Raw genomic sequence first — 15,133 nt, 5'->3', positions numbered from 1 at the left:
CGCCCCGCCGCGTTTTTTTTTGCAGCATAAACGTTGCCATATTTGCTTTTAAATAAAGTATTGTGATATAATTTTGTTACTTTTTTTCGACCTCGCCATTTGACCGTAGATCACGGCCTTCGTCGTGCGGCCGCATCGAGTGATCGCCAAATCTGCCTGGTTCTCGTTGTTGGCGTGCTGCGCCAATTCGACAGGTGGATAGATATGGAGCAAACATGACTGGTGCTGGCATGAAGGCTGGCCATTTCGGCGGCCGTATCGTTTCTCTCGATGGCTTGCGTGGATTGGCGGCGATGCTGGTCGCCGTGCATCATCTGCCGGGCATATTTGGTTTCACGATCACGCACGCCTACCTGGCAGTCGACTTCTTTTTCATCCTCTCCGGCTGGGTCATGGCACATAGCTATGAAGAGCGCATCCACCTCGGCATGCCCTTCAGAGACTTTCTGCGCAACCGCTTTGCCAGGCTTTATCCGCTATACGCTGTCGCGCTACTGGCGGCCCTTGCCGTCATCCTGATCAAGAGCCACATCGGCACCACGTCGGCCAACATCGTATGCTTCGCGCCCAATGCGCTGATGCTGCCCTGTCTGCAGGCTGACAGACCTAGTTTTCCCTTGAACGGACCCAGCTGGTCGATTTTCGTCGAGGTGTTCATCAATCTGATCTGGTTCTTTGCCGTGCGCATGGGTATGCATACTTTGCGCTGGAAACTCGCGCTACACTTTTGCTCGGCGCTGCTGCTATGGGGATGCGCCGTCTGGATGAACCGCTATCTGAGCGGCTATAGGTCGGATGACGTACATGAAGGCTTGCTGCGCGGCCTGCTGGGCTTTTCAGGGGGCTTGCTGTTGTTCCAGTGTCGGATGCATGCCCGGATACTGGCCTATTTTGCGGCCCTGGCGCTCGGCGTGTTTGCCGCCTTTCATGCGTTGGGTGATAGCGCCGGTGTCATACCGCTGGGCCTCGTCGTGATGGGGGCATTGCCCGCGACGGTGTGGCTCGCCGCCAGGTTGCGGCCGGCCATACTTGAGGGCCGGGCGGCAGCCTTCCTGGGCGATTGCTCGTATGCCATCTACTTGCTGCATCTGCCGCTCGCCATGATGCTGCAGAAACTGCTGCGCCTGATGTTTCCGGGCACGGGTATATCGGCTTATATCATGAAGGCGGCGATCTTCACCGGCATCCTGCTCTTTGTCAGCAGCATCAGCTATCGCTTGCTGGAAGTGCCGGCACGGCGTTGGCTGCTGCAGCGGCTCAAGCGCGGCGTCAGGGAACCTGCAACCGGCTCGCTGCCATAATGTGCTTGTGCGCCACAGGCCAGGTCGACATTACCAAACTGTAACCCCCTTCATTTTCACCTCGCCCTATCATCCGCTCTACCCGGCGTAGAGCGGCTGCGTGCGCGCAGCCGCCTGTTCCGGGCTGCCTGCGGCCGTCGCCGCGTCCCGCTTATCCCGACACGTCGTAGAGCCGTTCGCATGCATACTTTTACCGCCACCGGCGACAACGCCGCGCCGCAGCAGGCGCCACTGCGCCAGCATGGCCACCGTATCAAGGCCGCGCTGGGCGTCATCGTCTTTCCCCTGCAGCGCGCGCGCTGGCAAGCGTTCATTGCCGCGACGCCGGGAATGGCGGCGCTGGCGCAAGCCCATCCCAGCCTGCTGTACAAGATCTATCGTCCTTACGCCAGCGGCCAGTTCGGCGGCGCGGCGCGGGTGGACCTGCTGTGCGGGCACTACCGCTTCCTGTGGCAGGCGGGCGCGCGGCCGCTGGTGGAATACGCGGCGCGGCGCGCGCTGGAGCTGGCCGCCATCGAAGGCAAGGATGGCGCCACCTACCGCTTGCAGCTGACGGCCATCCACGACAGCCACCGCGAAGGGGAGTTGTGCCTGCGCCTGACGCGCGACGGCGTGCCGCTCTACCTGGCCAGTTTCCTGTTCCGTCCCCAGCCTGGCGGCGCCGTCATCCAGCTGGGCGCCTTGCAGGGCTTGCGTTCGTCCGCCGGCGCGCAGGCGGTGAAAGAGGCCACGCGGGCGCTGCATGGCTGTCGGCCGAAAAACCTGATGGTGGCCGCCTTGCGCGACCTGGGCGATTTTTTCTGCTGCGTCCACCTGGACCTGGTCAGCAACGCCAACCGCATCGCGCTGAATTGGCGCCGGCGCCGGCATATCTCGTGCGATTACGACCTGGCCTGGCGCGAGCTGCATGCGCAGCCCACCAGCGACGGCAATTTCCGCCTGCCATGCGGCCCTTGCCGGATGCCGGAGCTGGAACTGGTGCCGTCGAAAAAACGGTCGGACGCGCGCCGCCGCGGCGCCATGCTGGTGCAATTGGCGGCGGACATGCGCTGGCAAGTGGCGGCCCTGCTGCACGCGCAATGACGGCGCAGGGGACCATTTCTTGACTTGCGCGGCTTTTTTGCCGGGCGGTCCGGCGCAACTGGCGCGATCGGCGTATACTTATCGGCGTTGTTAACCTGAAGCCAGTCACCCCATGCCAGCACAATTCCCCACTTCGCGCATGCGCCGCCTGCGCGCGACCCCGCAACTGCGCGAGCTGTTCCGCGAAACCGAGATCAATCCGCGCGACCTGGTCCTGCCGATCTTCGTCGACGAAGGCAGCAGCGATTTCATCGACATCAAGTCCATGCCCGGCGTGCGCCGCATTCCGGAAGCGAAGCTGGCGCAGGAAATGGAGCGCTACGCGCGCGCGGGCCTGCGCTCCGTCATGACCTTCGGCATTTCGCACCACAAGGACAGCCATGGCACGGACACCCTGAACCCGGACGGCCTGGTGGCGCGCATGTCGCGCATCATCAAGGACGCCGTGCCGGAAATGGTGGTGATGTCCGACACCTGCTTCTGCGAATATACGGACCACGGCCATTGCGGCATCCTGCATGGCGACACGGTCGACAATGACAGCACGGTGCTGAACCTGGGCAAGCAGGCCGTCATCGCCGCGCAGGCGGGCGCCGACATCATTGCCCCGTCGGCGGCCATGGATGGCCAGGTGGCGGCCATCCGCAGCGCGCTCGACGCAGCCGGTTTCCACGACACGCCCGTGATGGCGTACTCGACCAAGTTCGCATCAGGCCTGTACGGCCCGTTCCGCGACGCGGCCGGCAGCACCCTCAAAGGCGACCGCAAGACCTACCAGATGGACCCGATGAACCGCCGCGAAGCCGTGCGCGAGTCCTTGATCGACGAAGCCGAAGGCGCCGACGCGCTGATGGTGAAACCGGCCGGCGCCTACCTGGACATCATCCGCGACCTGCGCGAAGTGACGCGCCTGCCGATTGGCGCCTACCAGGTCAGCGGAGAATACGCGATGATCAAGTTCGCCGCGCAAGCCGGCGCCATCGACGAGCGCCGCGTGGTGCAGGAAACCCTGGGCGCCATCAAGCGCGCGGGCGCGGACATGATCTTTACGTATTTTGCGATGGATGTGCTGAATAATCCGTATTAAGGTTTGTCTCTGGCGCGCCGTTAGCGGCCTTTTTCACCCCAGAAGCAAGAGCTGGGGTCAGACCCGCCGGGTCTGACCCCGGAATTTGCCTTTGGGTTTATTCAGCTTTCCCATGCCCCTGAAAATCTCCCGTATCCTGCACGCCGGCTATGTCTTCGAATGCGAAGGCACGGCCATCGCCTTCGACCCCATCGTCGAAAATCCGTTCAGCCGCAACTGCCATGCGTTTCCGCCCGTGCGCTTCGACCTTGGCGCCGTGCGCCAGTTGCGCTGGGATGCCGTCTTCATCTCGCACTTCCACGACGACCACTGCTCGCTCGACAGCCTCGATGTCCTCGACCGCGCCACGCCCATCTATTTGTACTGCGTCTTCGACGAACTGTTCGCCATGATCCGTGCGCTGGGGTTTACGCAGGTGCAGCGGCTGCACGTCGACGTACCCGTGCAGGTGGGCAGCATCGAGGTGATCCCGCGCCGTGCGCTTGATGACGATGTCGACTCGCTGTTCCAGGTGCGCGCCGCCGGCATGAACGTGCTCAACGTCGTCGATTCCTGGATCGGCCCGGAGACGCTAGAACAGCTGGCCGCCTTTGCGCCGTGGGACATGGTGCTGTGGCCATTCCAGACCATGCGCGAGATCGCCGTCATCGCGCCGTCGCTGGCAACGCGCGGCCCGGTGGAATTGCCGGATGACTGGGTGCCGCATCTGCGCGCGCTGGCGCCCCGGTACATCGTGCCCAGTTCCTGCCAGTTCGTGCAGGAAGACTGGTCCTGGTACAACCATGCGATGTTCCCGATCAGCTACCGGCGCTTTGCCGAGGAAATCGGCAAGGCCCTGCCCGAGGCGCACATCTTCCGTCTCGATCCTGGCACGGCCGTGCTGCTCGATGCGCACGGCATCACACCGGCCGCGCCGCTGCCATGGGTCATTCCCGTGGGGCCGCAGGATGTCGATTTCGACTACCGCCCCGAGGCGCCGCCGCCCGCCACGGCGGACATTGCCCGCCGTTTCGCGCCCTTGAACGATGCCGATGCGGCGCTGGTGCTCGACTTCTGCCGTAACGGCTTGCTTGAACGCTACCGCGACATGGAGCTGTCCGAGGACAGCTACTTCCAGCCACCGCGCCTGTGGCGCTTGTCCTTGTACGGACATGACGGCGCGGCCACGGTCCTGCATTACCGCACGCACGGCGACTTGATCGATCTCGTGCCGGAGACGGGCGAGGCGCCGGGCTGGACCACCGAAGTGCCGCTGGTGAAGTGCCATGCGGCGCTGGTACTGGGTGAATCGCTGACGTCGATGTACATGCGCATCAACGATGGCCCTTTCGATGCCGAAGCGCGGGCGGAGCTGGCGGAAGCCGACATCGTCGACGACCCGCTGATCCGCTGCCTGTTCAACGACGCCATCGGCGCCTACCAGGCGGCGCAGCTCAAACGCTTGCTGGCCCGCTGAAGAAAGTCGCGCGACAGGGTAAGATAGCTGCTTCTGACTAGAACGGGAAAGACACCATGGCACAAGACAATGCGCAAGGCAATGAAACGGCAATCCTGGCCGGCGGCTGCTTCTGGGGCGTGCAAGAATTGCTGCGCCGCTATCCGGGCGTGATTGCCACGCGCGTGGGCTACAGCGGCGGCGACGTGGCCAACGCCACCTACCGCAACCATGGCACGCATGCGGAAGCGATCGAGATCATTTTCGACCCGAATACCATCAGCTACCGCAAGATCCTGGAATTCTTTTTCCAGATCCACGATCCCAGCACGGAAAACCGCCAGGGCAACGACCGCGGCACCAGCTACCGCTCGGCCATCTATTACACGAGCGACGAGCAAAAAAAGGTGGCCGAAGACACCATCCGCGACGTCGATGCCTCCGGCCTGTGGCCCGGCAAGGTGGTGACGGAAGTGGCGCCGGCCGGTCCGTTCTGGGAAGCAGAACCCGAGCACCAGGATTATCTGCAGCGCTTGCCGCACGGCTACACTTGCCACTACATCCGGCCGGACTGGGTGTTGCCGCAGCGCGCGCAATAAGGAGCAGGCATGCGTTACTGGCGCGTCGAGCGGCGGCAGGCGGAAGGGCAGCTGGACTTCGGGCGTACCCTGGAGCTGATGGCCGCCATCGGCCATGCCGACGTGAATGCCGTCGCCGGGGCCATCCTGAAAACGGTCAGTACGGTCGCACCGATTGCCCAGTGCACGATCTTTGCCTATGAATTCGGCAACCGGCCCAGGACTGTCGCCGTGGCCGACCGGCGCGGCGGACGTTTTTTGCAGGATATCGCCGAGAGCTACGCGCGCCATTACTATGCGCTCGATGGCAACCAGCGCGTGATCGCGCCGGCGCCGGGGCGGAAAATGGATCCCGCCATCGTGCTGCACCAGCAAGCCAGCGACGAGATTGACCATCCCGGCTACCGCGCCGCCTGCTATCAAAAACCGAATGTCTCGGACCGCTTGTCCCTGCTGGTGCAGCCGGCCGGCGATATCTGGCTGTCCGTCAATTTCTACCGCGACAGCAGCCAGGGCAAGTTCCTGCCCGGCGAAGTGGCGGGCATCGAAACCCTGTCGCCGCTGTTTGCCCATGCCGTCAAGCACCATTACAGCCTGAACGGCCAGAATACGCAGGGCGTCGCGCCGATGATGCTGGCAAGGCTGCGCCAGCATTGCCCCGCCCTGAGCAAGCGCGAACTGGACGTATTGCGCTGCGTGCTTGAAGGCCTCACGGCCGTGGAAATCGCCGAGATCATGGGTGTGCAACCGTCCAGCGTGACGACTTACCAGAAGCGCGCCTATAAACGCCTGGGTATTTCCAGCCAGCGCCAGTTGTTCGCGCTGTGCATGGCGCCAGCGCCTTAGTACTTTTGGCGTAGCAATGGCTCCGCCTTTCTGACTGTTTTAGCCGCAAAACGTCCCCAAAATGGGGACAGCCGCCGGCATCGCCGTCTGCATACTGTGTTTCAAGCCGGGATCACCCGGCCGCTCTCACCCAAGAACAATAACAAGGGGAGGGCGACACCTTATGGAGACACGCATGACCATCGCCACCCCCGCCGCCACCGCGCCCGTTCCCGACGTGGCCGCCAACCAACTGGAACAGCAGGTGATGCGCAAGGTATCGCGCCACCTGCTGGGATTTCTGTTCCTGCTGTTCGTGTTTTCCTTTCTGGACCGCATCAATATCGGCTTTGCCGGCCTGACCATGATGCAAGACCTGGGCTTGAGCGGTACCCAGTTCGGCTTTGCCACCACCCTGTTTTATATCGCCTACATCGCGTGCAGCATCCCCAGCAACATCGTGCTGGCCCGCATCGGCGCGCGTAAATGGATAGGCAGCATGATGATCGCCTGGGGCCTGGCCTCGACGGCGACCCTGTTCGCCAGCGGTCCGGCCAGCCTGTATGCGCTGCGCTTTCTCGTCGGCGTGACGGAGGCGGGCTTTCTGCCCGGCATGCTGCTGTATCTCACCTACTGGTTTCCCAGCGCCTACAGGGCGCGGGCCAATGCCCTGTTCATGATCGCCATGCCCGTGACGGCCGCCATCGGTTCGGCCTTGTCGGGCCTGATCCTGGGCCTCGATGGCCACTGTGGCTTGAAGGGCTGGCAATGGCTGTTCTTGCTCGAAGGCATGCCATCCGTGCTGCTGGGCCTGGCCGTGTATGGCTACCTCGATGATGCACCTGGCAAGGCGAACTGGCTGAGCACGCTGGAACAGCAGGTGCTGGCGCGCATGCTGGCGGCCGAGCACAAGCCGGTGGCGTCCCAGCAGAAGACTTCGGTTCTGACCGAAATGCTGTCGCCCACGGTATTGAAATTCGGCGTCGCTTATTTTTGCTTGGTGAATACTTTGGCCATGGTGGCCGTGTGGACGCCCTTGATCGTGAAAAGTTTTAATAGCAATGCCAGCAACACGCAAATCGGTCTGCTGGCCGCCATCCCGCAAGTGTGCACCGTCATCGGCATGATTGCCTGGGGCCGCCGCTCGGACCGCTTGCAGGAACGCCGCTGGCACATCGTCTGGCCCATGCTGCTGTCGGCCGCCGGCTGGATGTTCACGGCCTACTCGGCCAACCCCATCGTGCAACTGCTGGGCGTCTGCATGGCTTCGACGGGCGCTTACACGGCCATGTCCGTCTTCTGGACCACGCCGGACCGGGCATTGAGCCTGGGTGCGCGCGCCATCGGCATCGCCGTCATCAATGCGACGGGCAATATCGGTTCGGCCCTGAACCCCGTCGTCGTGGGCTGGCTGAAGGATTTCACGCACAGCTTTGCCACGGGCTTGCTGTATGCCAGCGTGCTGCTGGTGGCGGGCGCGGCCATCGTGCTGACCCTGCCCATCGCGCGCGGCGGTAAAGAACAATCTTGATTGAAGAGGACACATCATGAGCGACACGTTCCACCCTTATCCCCATGTGCCGAAGGTGTATCCGCCCGGCAAACCGGCGGGCGCCGCCACGCAGCACGTGCCCGTGCTGATTGTCGGCGGCGGCCCCGTGGGCCTGGCCACGGCCCTGGGTCTGGCCCGCCACGGCGTGCGCTCGGTGCTGATCGAAGCGGACGATGGCGTCTGCACGGGCAGCCGCGCTATCTGCATCTCGCGGCGCAGCCTGGAAATCATCGAACGCCTGGGTGCGCTTGACGGTTTCCTGGCCAAGGGCTTGCCGTGGGTCGGTGGACGCAGCTTTTACCGCGACGAGGAAGTGCTGCATTTCACGATGCCGCAAGACGCGAACCAGAAGCTGCCGCCCATGGTCAACCTGGCGCAATACCATATCGAGCAATTCCTGCTCGACGCGGCCGAACGCCAGCCCGAACTGATCGATATCCGCTGGCAAACGCGGGTGACTGGCGTGGACCAGCGCGCCGATGGCGCCACCGTCAGCGTGGCCACGCCCGATGCAACCTACCAGATCGAGACGGACTGGCTGGTGGCGGCCGATGGCGGGCGCAGCGTCGTGCGCGAGGCACTGGGCTTGAAATTGCAGGGCACCAGCTATGAAGGGCGTTATGTCATCGTTGACATTCACCTGAAGAGCGACCGTCCGACGGAGCGCCTCGCGTATTTCGATCCGCCGTCGAATCCCGGCTCGACCGTGCTGGTGCACAAGCAGCCCGACGATATCTGGCGCATCGACTACCAGTTGCGCGACGACGAGGATGCGCAGGCGGCCGTGCTGCTGGAAAACGTGGCTCCCCGTGTCGACAACCTGCTGGCCATGATGGGGGAGGCACAGCCGTGGCATCCCGTGTGGATCACCATCTATAAAGCCAACGCGCTGACCCTGGAGAAATACCGGCATGGCCCAGTGCTGTTCGCGGGCGATGCGGCCCACCTGGTGCCCATCTTCGGCGTGCGCGGAGCCAATTCCGGCATCGACGACGCGGACAACCTGGCCTGGAAGCTGGCCTACGTCGTCAAGGGCCGGGCGCCGGACAGTTTGCTCGACAGCTATTCGGACGAGCGCGTGTACGCCGCCCATGAAAACCTGCGCCACGGCACCAAAAGCACGGAATTCATGGCGCCGCCCACGTTCGCTTTCGAGCTGATGCGCACGGCCGTGCTGGGCCTGGCGGGCAAGCATGCGCACGTGCGCTCCTTGATCAACCCGCGCCAGACGAGCGCCATCGCGTATGCGCAGTCGCCGTTGAATGTGTTCGATTCGGATGTGTTTGCCGCCGGCCCAGCACCAGGCACGGTCTTGCCCGAGTGTCCGCTGGCGCTGCGGCACAACGGCGGGCAAAAAGCGGGGTATATTACCGATTTGGTGAAGCGCACTGATGGCAATTTCACGGGACTGTACTTCAGCGACGATGGCCGCCTGCCTGCGGAATTGCTGGCGCTGGGCGATACATTGCCGTTGACGACCGTGGCGATCGCCCGCAGCGGGGCGCAAGGGGACGCCTGGGACCACACGGCGCAGGTATTCCCGCTGTTCGATGCGCAGCCTGGCAGCTATTACCTCGTGCGTCCGGACGGGCACGTGCTGGGGCGCTGGCGGCAGGTGCAGGCGGGGCAGGTGGCGGCAGCGCTGGCTAAATCCGGGGTCAGTCCCTTCGGGAGCGGTACGCGCCCCATTGGGGCGTGCACCCCCGCCGGGTCTGACCCCGGCGCTTTGCGCAGCGGATTAATAAAAGTTATTTAGGAGGCAGCATGACCGACATCGAACTCGATAATTTATACACCGAGCTGTGCCACACCATGGGCGGCCTGGGCGAACAGCGTTCGCCCCTGTTCCTGGCCCGCTTCGCCTTGCTGGCCATGGGCGCCATCGGCAGGGCCGACGTGGTGCAAGGCTTGCTGCGCGACGCGGCCGACGGCCTGGCGGAACAGGCATGATAGGCGCCGGCTACCAAAGCGGCTTCGGCAACGAATTTGCCACGGAAGCCGTACCCGGCGCCTTGCCGCAAGGGCAGAATTCGCCGCAGCAGGCGCCGCTGGGGCTGTATGCTGAGCAACTTTCGGGCACGGCCTTCACGGCGCCGCGCGCACAGAACCGGCGCTCGTGGCTGTACCGCATCCGTCCCGCCAGCCAGCATCCGCCATTCACCTTGGTGGAAAATACCCGCATCGTCAGCGATTTTCACGCCATGCCGCCGACGCCGCCGAACCAGCTGCGCTGGGACCCGCTGCCGCTGCCCGACAGCGCGACGCCAACAGACTTCATCGATGGCTGGCAGACGATGGCTGGCAATGGCAGCGCCGAAGCGATGAGCGGCTGTGCCATCCACGTGTACGCGGCCAATCGTTCCATGCAGCGTTTCTTTTATTCGGCCGATGGCGAATTGCTGATCGTGCCGCAGGAAGGCCGGCTGGCGCTTGCCACGGAACTGGGCTTGATCGAGCTGGAACCGCAGGAAATCGCCGTGATTCCCCGCGGCGTGCGCTTCCGCGTGACCCTGCCCGACGGCGCGGCGCGCGGCTATGTCTGCGAAAACTTTGGTACGGCCTTCCGCCTGCCGGACATGGGCCCCATCGGATCGAACGGCCTGGCCAACAGCCGCGACTTCCTCACGCCGCACGCGGCCTACGAGGATATCGACGGCGAGTGCGAACTGGTGGCCAAGTTCGGCGGCCATGTTTGGCGCACCACGCTCGATCATTCACCGCTGGACGTGGTGGCCTGGCATGGCAATTACGCGCCCTATAAATACGATTTGCGCCGCTTTAACACCATCGGCTCGATCAGCTACGACCATCCGGATCCGTCGATCTTCCTCGTGCTGCAAGCGCCCAGCGAAAATCCGCTGTTCGGCGCCATCGATTTCGCCATCTTCCCGCCGCGCTGGCTGGCCGCCGAGCACACTTTCCGCCCGCCGTGGTTCCACCGCAACGTGGCCAGCGAATTCATGGGACTGATCCACGGCGTGTACGACGCCAAGGCGGCCGGCTTCGTGCCGGGCGGCGCCAGCCTGCACAACTGCATGTCAGGCCACGGCCCCGACGCGCAGACGTTCGAGAAGGCCTCGCACAGCGACACGTCCGCGCCCGTGAAGGTGGCCGACACCATGGCCTTCATGTTCGAGACGCGCATCATCCTCAAGCCCACGCCGTTCGCCTTGAACAGCGAACTGCTGCAAAACGACTACTTCGAGTGCTGGCAAGGTTTGTGCAAGCATTTCGATCCCGACCAGGCATAGTCAAATGGCGGTCAAGCGGCACGCGCCAGCGTGTGCGGGGTGCTGGGCAGGCTGCATTGCCTGCTTGCTTGCCGCAGCAAGGTTCGGGCCCACGCCCCGCATATGCAAAATCCGGATAAGCTAGCGCGGCACCATTCGTTCACGCCTGCGGATGGAGCGCGGTATAGTCGGCCCATGGAACTTTTAGCCCACAACTTCAGCAGCGATTTCGCGCGCAGCGCCCACCTTGCCCGTGGCGCCGGCGATGACGGCGACAGCGAGGCGCTGGTCGCCTTCCGCGACCCGCAGCAAATGAGCTTGCTGGTGCGCGCCACGGCCTTTGTCTTTGCCGATCCCCGTTCGCGCCAGCTGCACGAACTGATCGAACGTATCGCCCCCAGCGAAGCGACGGTGCTGATCACCGGCGAAACGGGGACGGGAAAAGAACTGATTGCGCGCCACGTGCACGGCTTGAGCGGGCGCGCCGAACAGACCTTTGTGGCGATCAACTGCGGCGCGTTTTCCGAAACCCTCGTCGAGAGCGAGCTGTTTGGTTATGAAAAAGGCGCGTTTACGGGCGCGCAGCAGGGCAAGCCGGGTTGGTTCGAGACGGCCAGCGGCGGTACCCTGTTCCTCGATGAAATCGGCGACCTGCCGCTGGCGATGCAGGTCAAGCTGCTGCGCGTGCTGCAGGAGCGCGAAGTGGTGCGCCTGGGCGCGCGGCGCGCCATCCCCATCGACGTGCGCCTGATCGCGGCCACCAACGTGGACCTGGCCGAAGCCGTGCGGGCGGGGCGCTTCCGCGAAGACCTGTATTACCGGCTGCAGGTGATCGGTCTGCCGCTGCGCCCCTTGCGCGAGCGTCCGGGCGACATCATGCCGTTGACGCGCCACTTCATGGCCATCTATGCGCAGCGCTTGCACCTGGGCGAGGTGGAACTGGGCCCCGATGCGCAGCAGGCCTTGCTCGCTTATCCATGGCCGGGCAATATCCGCGAACTGGAAAACGTCATCCACCGTGCGCTGCTCGTCTGCCGCAGCGGCGTCGTGCGGGACGAGGACTTGAGTTTGTCGGGCTGGCACCGCGCGCCTGCCGCCGCACCTGTCTCTGCGCCTGTTCCAGATGCGTGGGCCGGCGGCGCCGACATCGCGTATGCGGCCCATGGCGCGGCTGGCCAGGACGACTTGTTGGCCGCCGAGCGCTTTGCCCGCGCCTGGCAAGCCTTGCTCGACTCGGGCGAAGCCGTGGAGTTCGAAGCCATGCAGCAGGAACTGGTGCGCGCCGCGTGGGAGCGCAACGAGCGCAACCAGGTACGCACGGCCAGGCATTTGAACCTGAGCCGCAACATCTTGCGCACGTTTTTGAAAAAGGCGGGCGCCATCGACTAGGCGCTCGATGGACTTCCCGGAGCCGGACCCGCAGCGATGCGGCTCCGGCTTTTTTCATGGCTGCTGCGCGCGCAACACATTGCTGCCGTGGCTGCAGCCGGTTGCTGCCTAAGCAGCAGCTTCGGGCGCCGATGGGGAGCCAGCGCATGGCATGTTTTCTGCGAGGAGGGAAGGGCAGATCGCTACGCACGATGCGCCGCGACCTTTTCTTCGACCCACGACAGGAGTCCATGCATGACCATCGAATTTATCTGGCAATTGCCCACCAGCGGCGACGGCCGTTACGTGGCGCCCGGCATCACGCGCCGGGGCGAACGTGCGGCTGGCGCGCCCAGTCCCTTGCAGGCGGGCGTGAGCGACCCGCGCGGCGCGCGGCCGCCCTTCAATTATTTCGACTACCTGCACCAGATCGCCCGCGCGGCCGATCTTTCCGGCTTCGACGGCATCCAGATACGCCACGATACGCAGGGCGATGAAAGCTGGATCGTCGCCGGCTACCTTGCCCGCAGCACGCGCCACCTGAAACTGATCGCCGAATTCGACGCGGCCTGGGGTTCGGCCGTGTACGCGGCAAAGAACGCCGTCAGCTTCCAGCGCTTTACGGGCGGGCGCTTTGCCTGGCAGATCGGTCACGGCGGCGATGCGGCAGTGCGCCGGCGTCAGGGCGATGCCGTGCCGGACGCCGATATTCTCCCCCGCATCGATGAATTCATCACGGTGGCGCGCGGCGTGCAGAACACTTCGCCGTTCAGTTTCAAGGGCAAGTTCTTCGAGGTGCAGGACGGCGGCTTCAAGGGGCCGCTGGCGAACCATCCCGTTAACACCATCTATTTGACCGGTGAGTCGTCGGAGGCGCTGGCCCTGTCGGCGCGCCAGGCCGACGTGCATGTGTTCGATGCGGCGCCGCTCGCGGATTTGCAGCCGGCCATCGCCGGCTTGCAAGCGCAGGCGCGCCAGCTGGGCCGCACGGTGGCGGCCGGTGTGCGCATCGACGTGCTGGCCCGTGAAACGTTCGACGAAGCACTGCGCGACGCGCGCCGCTACCGCAGCGGGGCGGGATTGCCCGGCGATGGACCATTCGATGACGGCACTGCCGCCTTCTGGCCCGGCTTTGCGCAAGCGCAGACGGGCGCCCGTGGCGCCCTGGTCGGCAGCTACGAGCAGGTCAGCGCCGCGCTCGAGGCCTACGCGCAGGCGGGAGTCTCCAGCTTCGTGCTGGCGGCCATCCCCCATTTCGAGGAAGCCTACCGCATCGGCGAACACGTGCTGCCGCTTGTGCGGGCAGCTTTGTACACGCAACGGCAAGCCGCCTGAATCCCCTTATTTGAAGGAGTACCACTACATGGCAATCGATTTTTTCTGGCGCATCCCCACGCATGGCGAACCGAGTTCGCACCGCGCCCGTACGCCGTTTCGCGGCGACTGGTTTCCCGGCAATGACAACCTGCGCCAGGCCGGCCTCGGTGGCGGCGGCGCCGAGGGTTTTACGTATATCGACTACCTGGCGGAAATCGCCCGCGCCGCTGAACTGTCGGGTTTCCAGGGCGGCCTGATTCCGTCCTTCCCGATGACGGACGAACCGTGGGCCATTTCCGCGTTGCTGGCGCGCGAGACGAGCACCTTCCGCTTCATGATCCCGTTCCAGCCCGGCTTCCTGAACCCCGTGGTGGCCGCGCGCATGACGGCCAGCCTGCAACGGGCCACGGGCGGCCGTGCCCTGTACAACGTGATCACGGGCGGCGGCGGTCCGGCGCAGCTGTGGTGGGGCGATTCGGCCGGCCACGACGACCGCTACACGCGCACGACGGAATTTCTCGACGTGGTGCGCGGCGTGTGGCGCGGCGGGCCATTTTCCTACCAGGGCAAGTTCTACCAGGTGGAAGACGCGGGCCTGGCCACGCCGCTGTCGGAGCAGGATTTCCCCGAGATTTATTTTTCCGGCTCGTCCGACGCGGCCCTCGGCTCCGCTTCCAAGCACGCCGATTACTACCTGACGTGGCTGGAACCGTTCGAGCAGCTGCGCGAGAAATTCGCCCGCGTGCATGAAAAGACGGCGCTGCTGGGCCGCAAGATCAAGTGCGCCGTGCGCGTCGACATCGTGGCCCGCGCCACGGAAGAAGAAGCGTGGGACGAAGTGCGCAAGGGCTTTGACGCCGTGGACCCCGCTACCTTGCGCCAGTTCCTCGGCGCCGATGGCGGCGATTCCGTGGGCGCGGCGCGCCAGCGGGGCAACCGCCCGACCACCCTGAACAGCTACAAGGACTTGATCACGGCGCCGAATATCTGGTCCGGCTTCAATCTGCTGCGCGGCGGGCAGACGCAGGGCATTGTCGGCAGCTACCAACAGGTGGCCGAACGTCTGGATGAACTGGTGCAGCTGGGCGCCGACGCCTTCATCCTGGCCAGCACGCCGCACCTGGAAGAAGCGTACAGGGTGGGCGAGGAAGTGCTGCCGCTCGTGCGCGGCCACACGGCGGCACTGTTGCGCGCCGCCTGATCCTTTCCCCTGTTGCCGCGACAGCAGCGTCACCGCCTGCTGTCGCGCAGGCAGCACGCGGCGGCGGCGCTGCTGCCAAATCAACAGCACTATCATGATGATAGTCTTCCTTTGAAATCAAGCACTTAACTTCCATTCTGCTGCGCTGCGGCAGCG

General features: G+C 64.4%; 13 protein-coding genes. All 13 read left to right on the top strand.

Annotation, left to right across the window (positions count from 1 at the left end; all coding sequences use genetic code 11):
* Positions 1 to 215 precede the first annotated feature (215 nt).
* The 13 genes from VM94_RS27175 (at position 216) to VM94_RS07240 (ending at position 14,977) form a co-directional block, all read left to right on the top strand.
* Positions 216 to 1,301, top strand: coding sequence for an acyltransferase family protein (locus VM94_RS27175; RefSeq protein ID WP_082127608.1), 1,086 nt, complete (start codon positions 216 to 218; stop codon positions 1,299 to 1,301).
* Positions 1,302 to 1,481: 180 nt separating this feature from the next.
* Positions 1,482 to 2,384: a DUF535 family protein gene (locus VM94_RS07295; protein WP_052755599.1), complete on the top strand. Its 903-nt coding sequence runs from the start codon at positions 1,482 to 1,484 to the stop codon at positions 2,382 to 2,384.
* 112 nt (positions 2,385 to 2,496) lie between these two features.
* A complete protein-coding gene (hemB, locus tag VM94_RS07290) occupies positions 2,497 to 3,471 on the top strand; it encodes a porphobilinogen synthase (RefSeq protein WP_046682858.1) in 975 nt (324 codons plus the stop codon).
* 112 nt (positions 3,472 to 3,583) lie between these two features.
* Complete coding sequence (locus VM94_RS07285; protein ID WP_046683096.1) at positions 3,584 to 4,927, top strand: MBL fold metallo-hydrolase; 1,344 nt, start codon at positions 3,584 to 3,586, stop codon at positions 4,925 to 4,927.
* 56 nt (positions 4,928 to 4,983) lie between these two features.
* Positions 4,984 to 5,505: a peptide-methionine (S)-S-oxide reductase MsrA gene (msrA, locus tag VM94_RS07280; protein WP_046682857.1), complete on the top strand. Its 522-nt coding sequence runs from the start codon at positions 4,984 to 4,986 to the stop codon at positions 5,503 to 5,505.
* A 9-nt stretch (positions 5,506 to 5,514) separates the two neighbouring features.
* On the top strand, positions 5,515 to 6,330 hold the full coding sequence (locus tag VM94_RS07275; protein WP_046682856.1) for a helix-turn-helix domain-containing protein: 816 nt from the start codon (positions 5,515 to 5,517) through the stop codon (positions 6,328 to 6,330).
* A 175-nt stretch (positions 6,331 to 6,505) separates the two neighbouring features.
* On the top strand, positions 6,506 to 7,840 hold the full coding sequence (locus VM94_RS07270; RefSeq protein ID WP_185982121.1) for an MFS transporter: 1,335 nt from the start codon (positions 6,506 to 6,508) through the stop codon (positions 7,838 to 7,840).
* Positions 7,841 to 7,856: 16 nt separating this feature from the next.
* On the top strand, positions 7,857 to 9,617 hold the full coding sequence (locus tag VM94_RS07265; protein WP_082127607.1) for an FAD-dependent oxidoreductase: 1,761 nt from the start codon (positions 7,857 to 7,859) through the stop codon (positions 9,615 to 9,617).
* Positions 9,618 to 9,625: 8 nt separating this feature from the next.
* Positions 9,626 to 9,811, top strand: coding sequence for a hypothetical protein (locus VM94_RS07260; protein WP_046682854.1), 186 nt, complete (start codon positions 9,626 to 9,628; stop codon positions 9,809 to 9,811).
* Positions 9,808 to 11,112 carry a homogentisate 1,2-dioxygenase gene (hmgA, locus tag VM94_RS07255; protein ID WP_046682853.1) on the top strand — a complete coding sequence of 435 codons (1,305 nt, stop codon included), beginning with the start codon at positions 9,808 to 9,810 and terminating at the stop codon, positions 11,110 to 11,112. The genes VM94_RS07260 and hmgA overlap by 4 nt, the downstream gene beginning before the upstream one ends.
* 174 nt (positions 11,113 to 11,286) lie before the next feature.
* Positions 11,287 to 12,480 (top strand): sigma-54 interaction domain-containing protein, encoded by a 1,194-nt coding sequence (locus VM94_RS07250; protein WP_082127606.1) that lies wholly within the window; start codon positions 11,287 to 11,289, stop codon positions 12,478 to 12,480.
* Positions 12,481 to 12,714: 234 nt separating this feature from the next.
* Positions 12,715 to 13,794 carry an LLM class flavin-dependent oxidoreductase gene (locus VM94_RS07245; protein ID WP_046682852.1) on the top strand — a complete coding sequence of 360 codons (1,080 nt, stop codon included), beginning with the start codon at positions 12,715 to 12,717 and terminating at the stop codon, positions 13,792 to 13,794.
* Between the two features lie 28 nt (positions 13,795 to 13,822).
* Positions 13,823 to 14,977 carry an LLM class flavin-dependent oxidoreductase gene (locus VM94_RS07240; RefSeq protein ID WP_046682851.1) on the top strand — a complete coding sequence of 385 codons (1,155 nt, stop codon included), beginning with the start codon at positions 13,823 to 13,825 and terminating at the stop codon, positions 14,975 to 14,977.
* Positions 14,978 to 15,133 lie beyond the last annotated feature (156 nt).

Origin of the sequence: Janthinobacterium sp. KBS0711 (genome assembly GCF_000988085.1) — a bacterium.
GTDB classification, from domain to species: domain Bacteria; phylum Pseudomonadota; class Gammaproteobacteria; order Burkholderiales; family Burkholderiaceae_D; genus Janthinobacterium; species Janthinobacterium lividum_E.
The sequence above is the reverse complement of the archived record's forward strand: the minus strand, read 5'-3'. Positions and strand labels throughout refer to the sequence as shown.

What these genes read in the sequence shown, in the direction of transcription:
- hemB (WP_046682858.1), top strand. Translation starts at nt 2,497, where the DNA reads ATGCCAGCACAATTCCCCACTTCGCGCATGCGCCGCCTGCGCGCGACC.
- VM94_RS07285 (WP_046683096.1), top strand. Translation starts at nt 3,584, where the DNA reads ATGCCCCTGAAAATCTCCCGTATCCTGCACGCCGGCTATGTCTTCGAA.
- VM94_RS07275 (WP_046682856.1), top strand. Translation starts at nt 5,515, where the DNA reads ATGCGTTACTGGCGCGTCGAGCGGCGGCAGGCGGAAGGGCAGCTGGAC.
- hmgA (WP_046682853.1), top strand. Translation starts at nt 9,808, where the DNA reads ATGATAGGCGCCGGCTACCAAAGCGGCTTCGGCAACGAATTTGCCACG.
- VM94_RS07260 (WP_046682854.1), top strand. Translation starts at nt 9,626, where the DNA reads ATGACCGACATCGAACTCGATAATTTATACACCGAGCTGTGCCACACC.
- VM94_RS07295 (WP_052755599.1), top strand. Translation starts at nt 1,482, where the DNA reads ATGCATACTTTTACCGCCACCGGCGACAACGCCGCGCCGCAGCAGGCG.
- VM94_RS07270 (WP_185982121.1), top strand. Translation starts at nt 6,506, where the DNA reads ATGACCATCGCCACCCCCGCCGCCACCGCGCCCGTTCCCGACGTGGCC.
- VM94_RS27175 (WP_082127608.1), top strand. Translation starts at nt 216, where the DNA reads ATGACTGGTGCTGGCATGAAGGCTGGCCATTTCGGCGGCCGTATCGTT.
- VM94_RS07265 (WP_082127607.1), top strand. Translation starts at nt 7,857, where the DNA reads ATGAGCGACACGTTCCACCCTTATCCCCATGTGCCGAAGGTGTATCCG.
- VM94_RS07240 (WP_046682851.1), top strand. Translation starts at nt 13,823, where the DNA reads ATGGCAATCGATTTTTTCTGGCGCATCCCCACGCATGGCGAACCGAGT.
- VM94_RS07245 (WP_046682852.1), top strand. Translation starts at nt 12,715, where the DNA reads ATGACCATCGAATTTATCTGGCAATTGCCCACCAGCGGCGACGGCCGT.
- VM94_RS07250 (WP_082127606.1), top strand. Translation starts at nt 11,287, where the DNA reads ATGGAACTTTTAGCCCACAACTTCAGCAGCGATTTCGCGCGCAGCGCC.
- msrA (WP_046682857.1), top strand. Translation starts at nt 4,984, where the DNA reads ATGGCACAAGACAATGCGCAAGGCAATGAAACGGCAATCCTGGCCGGC.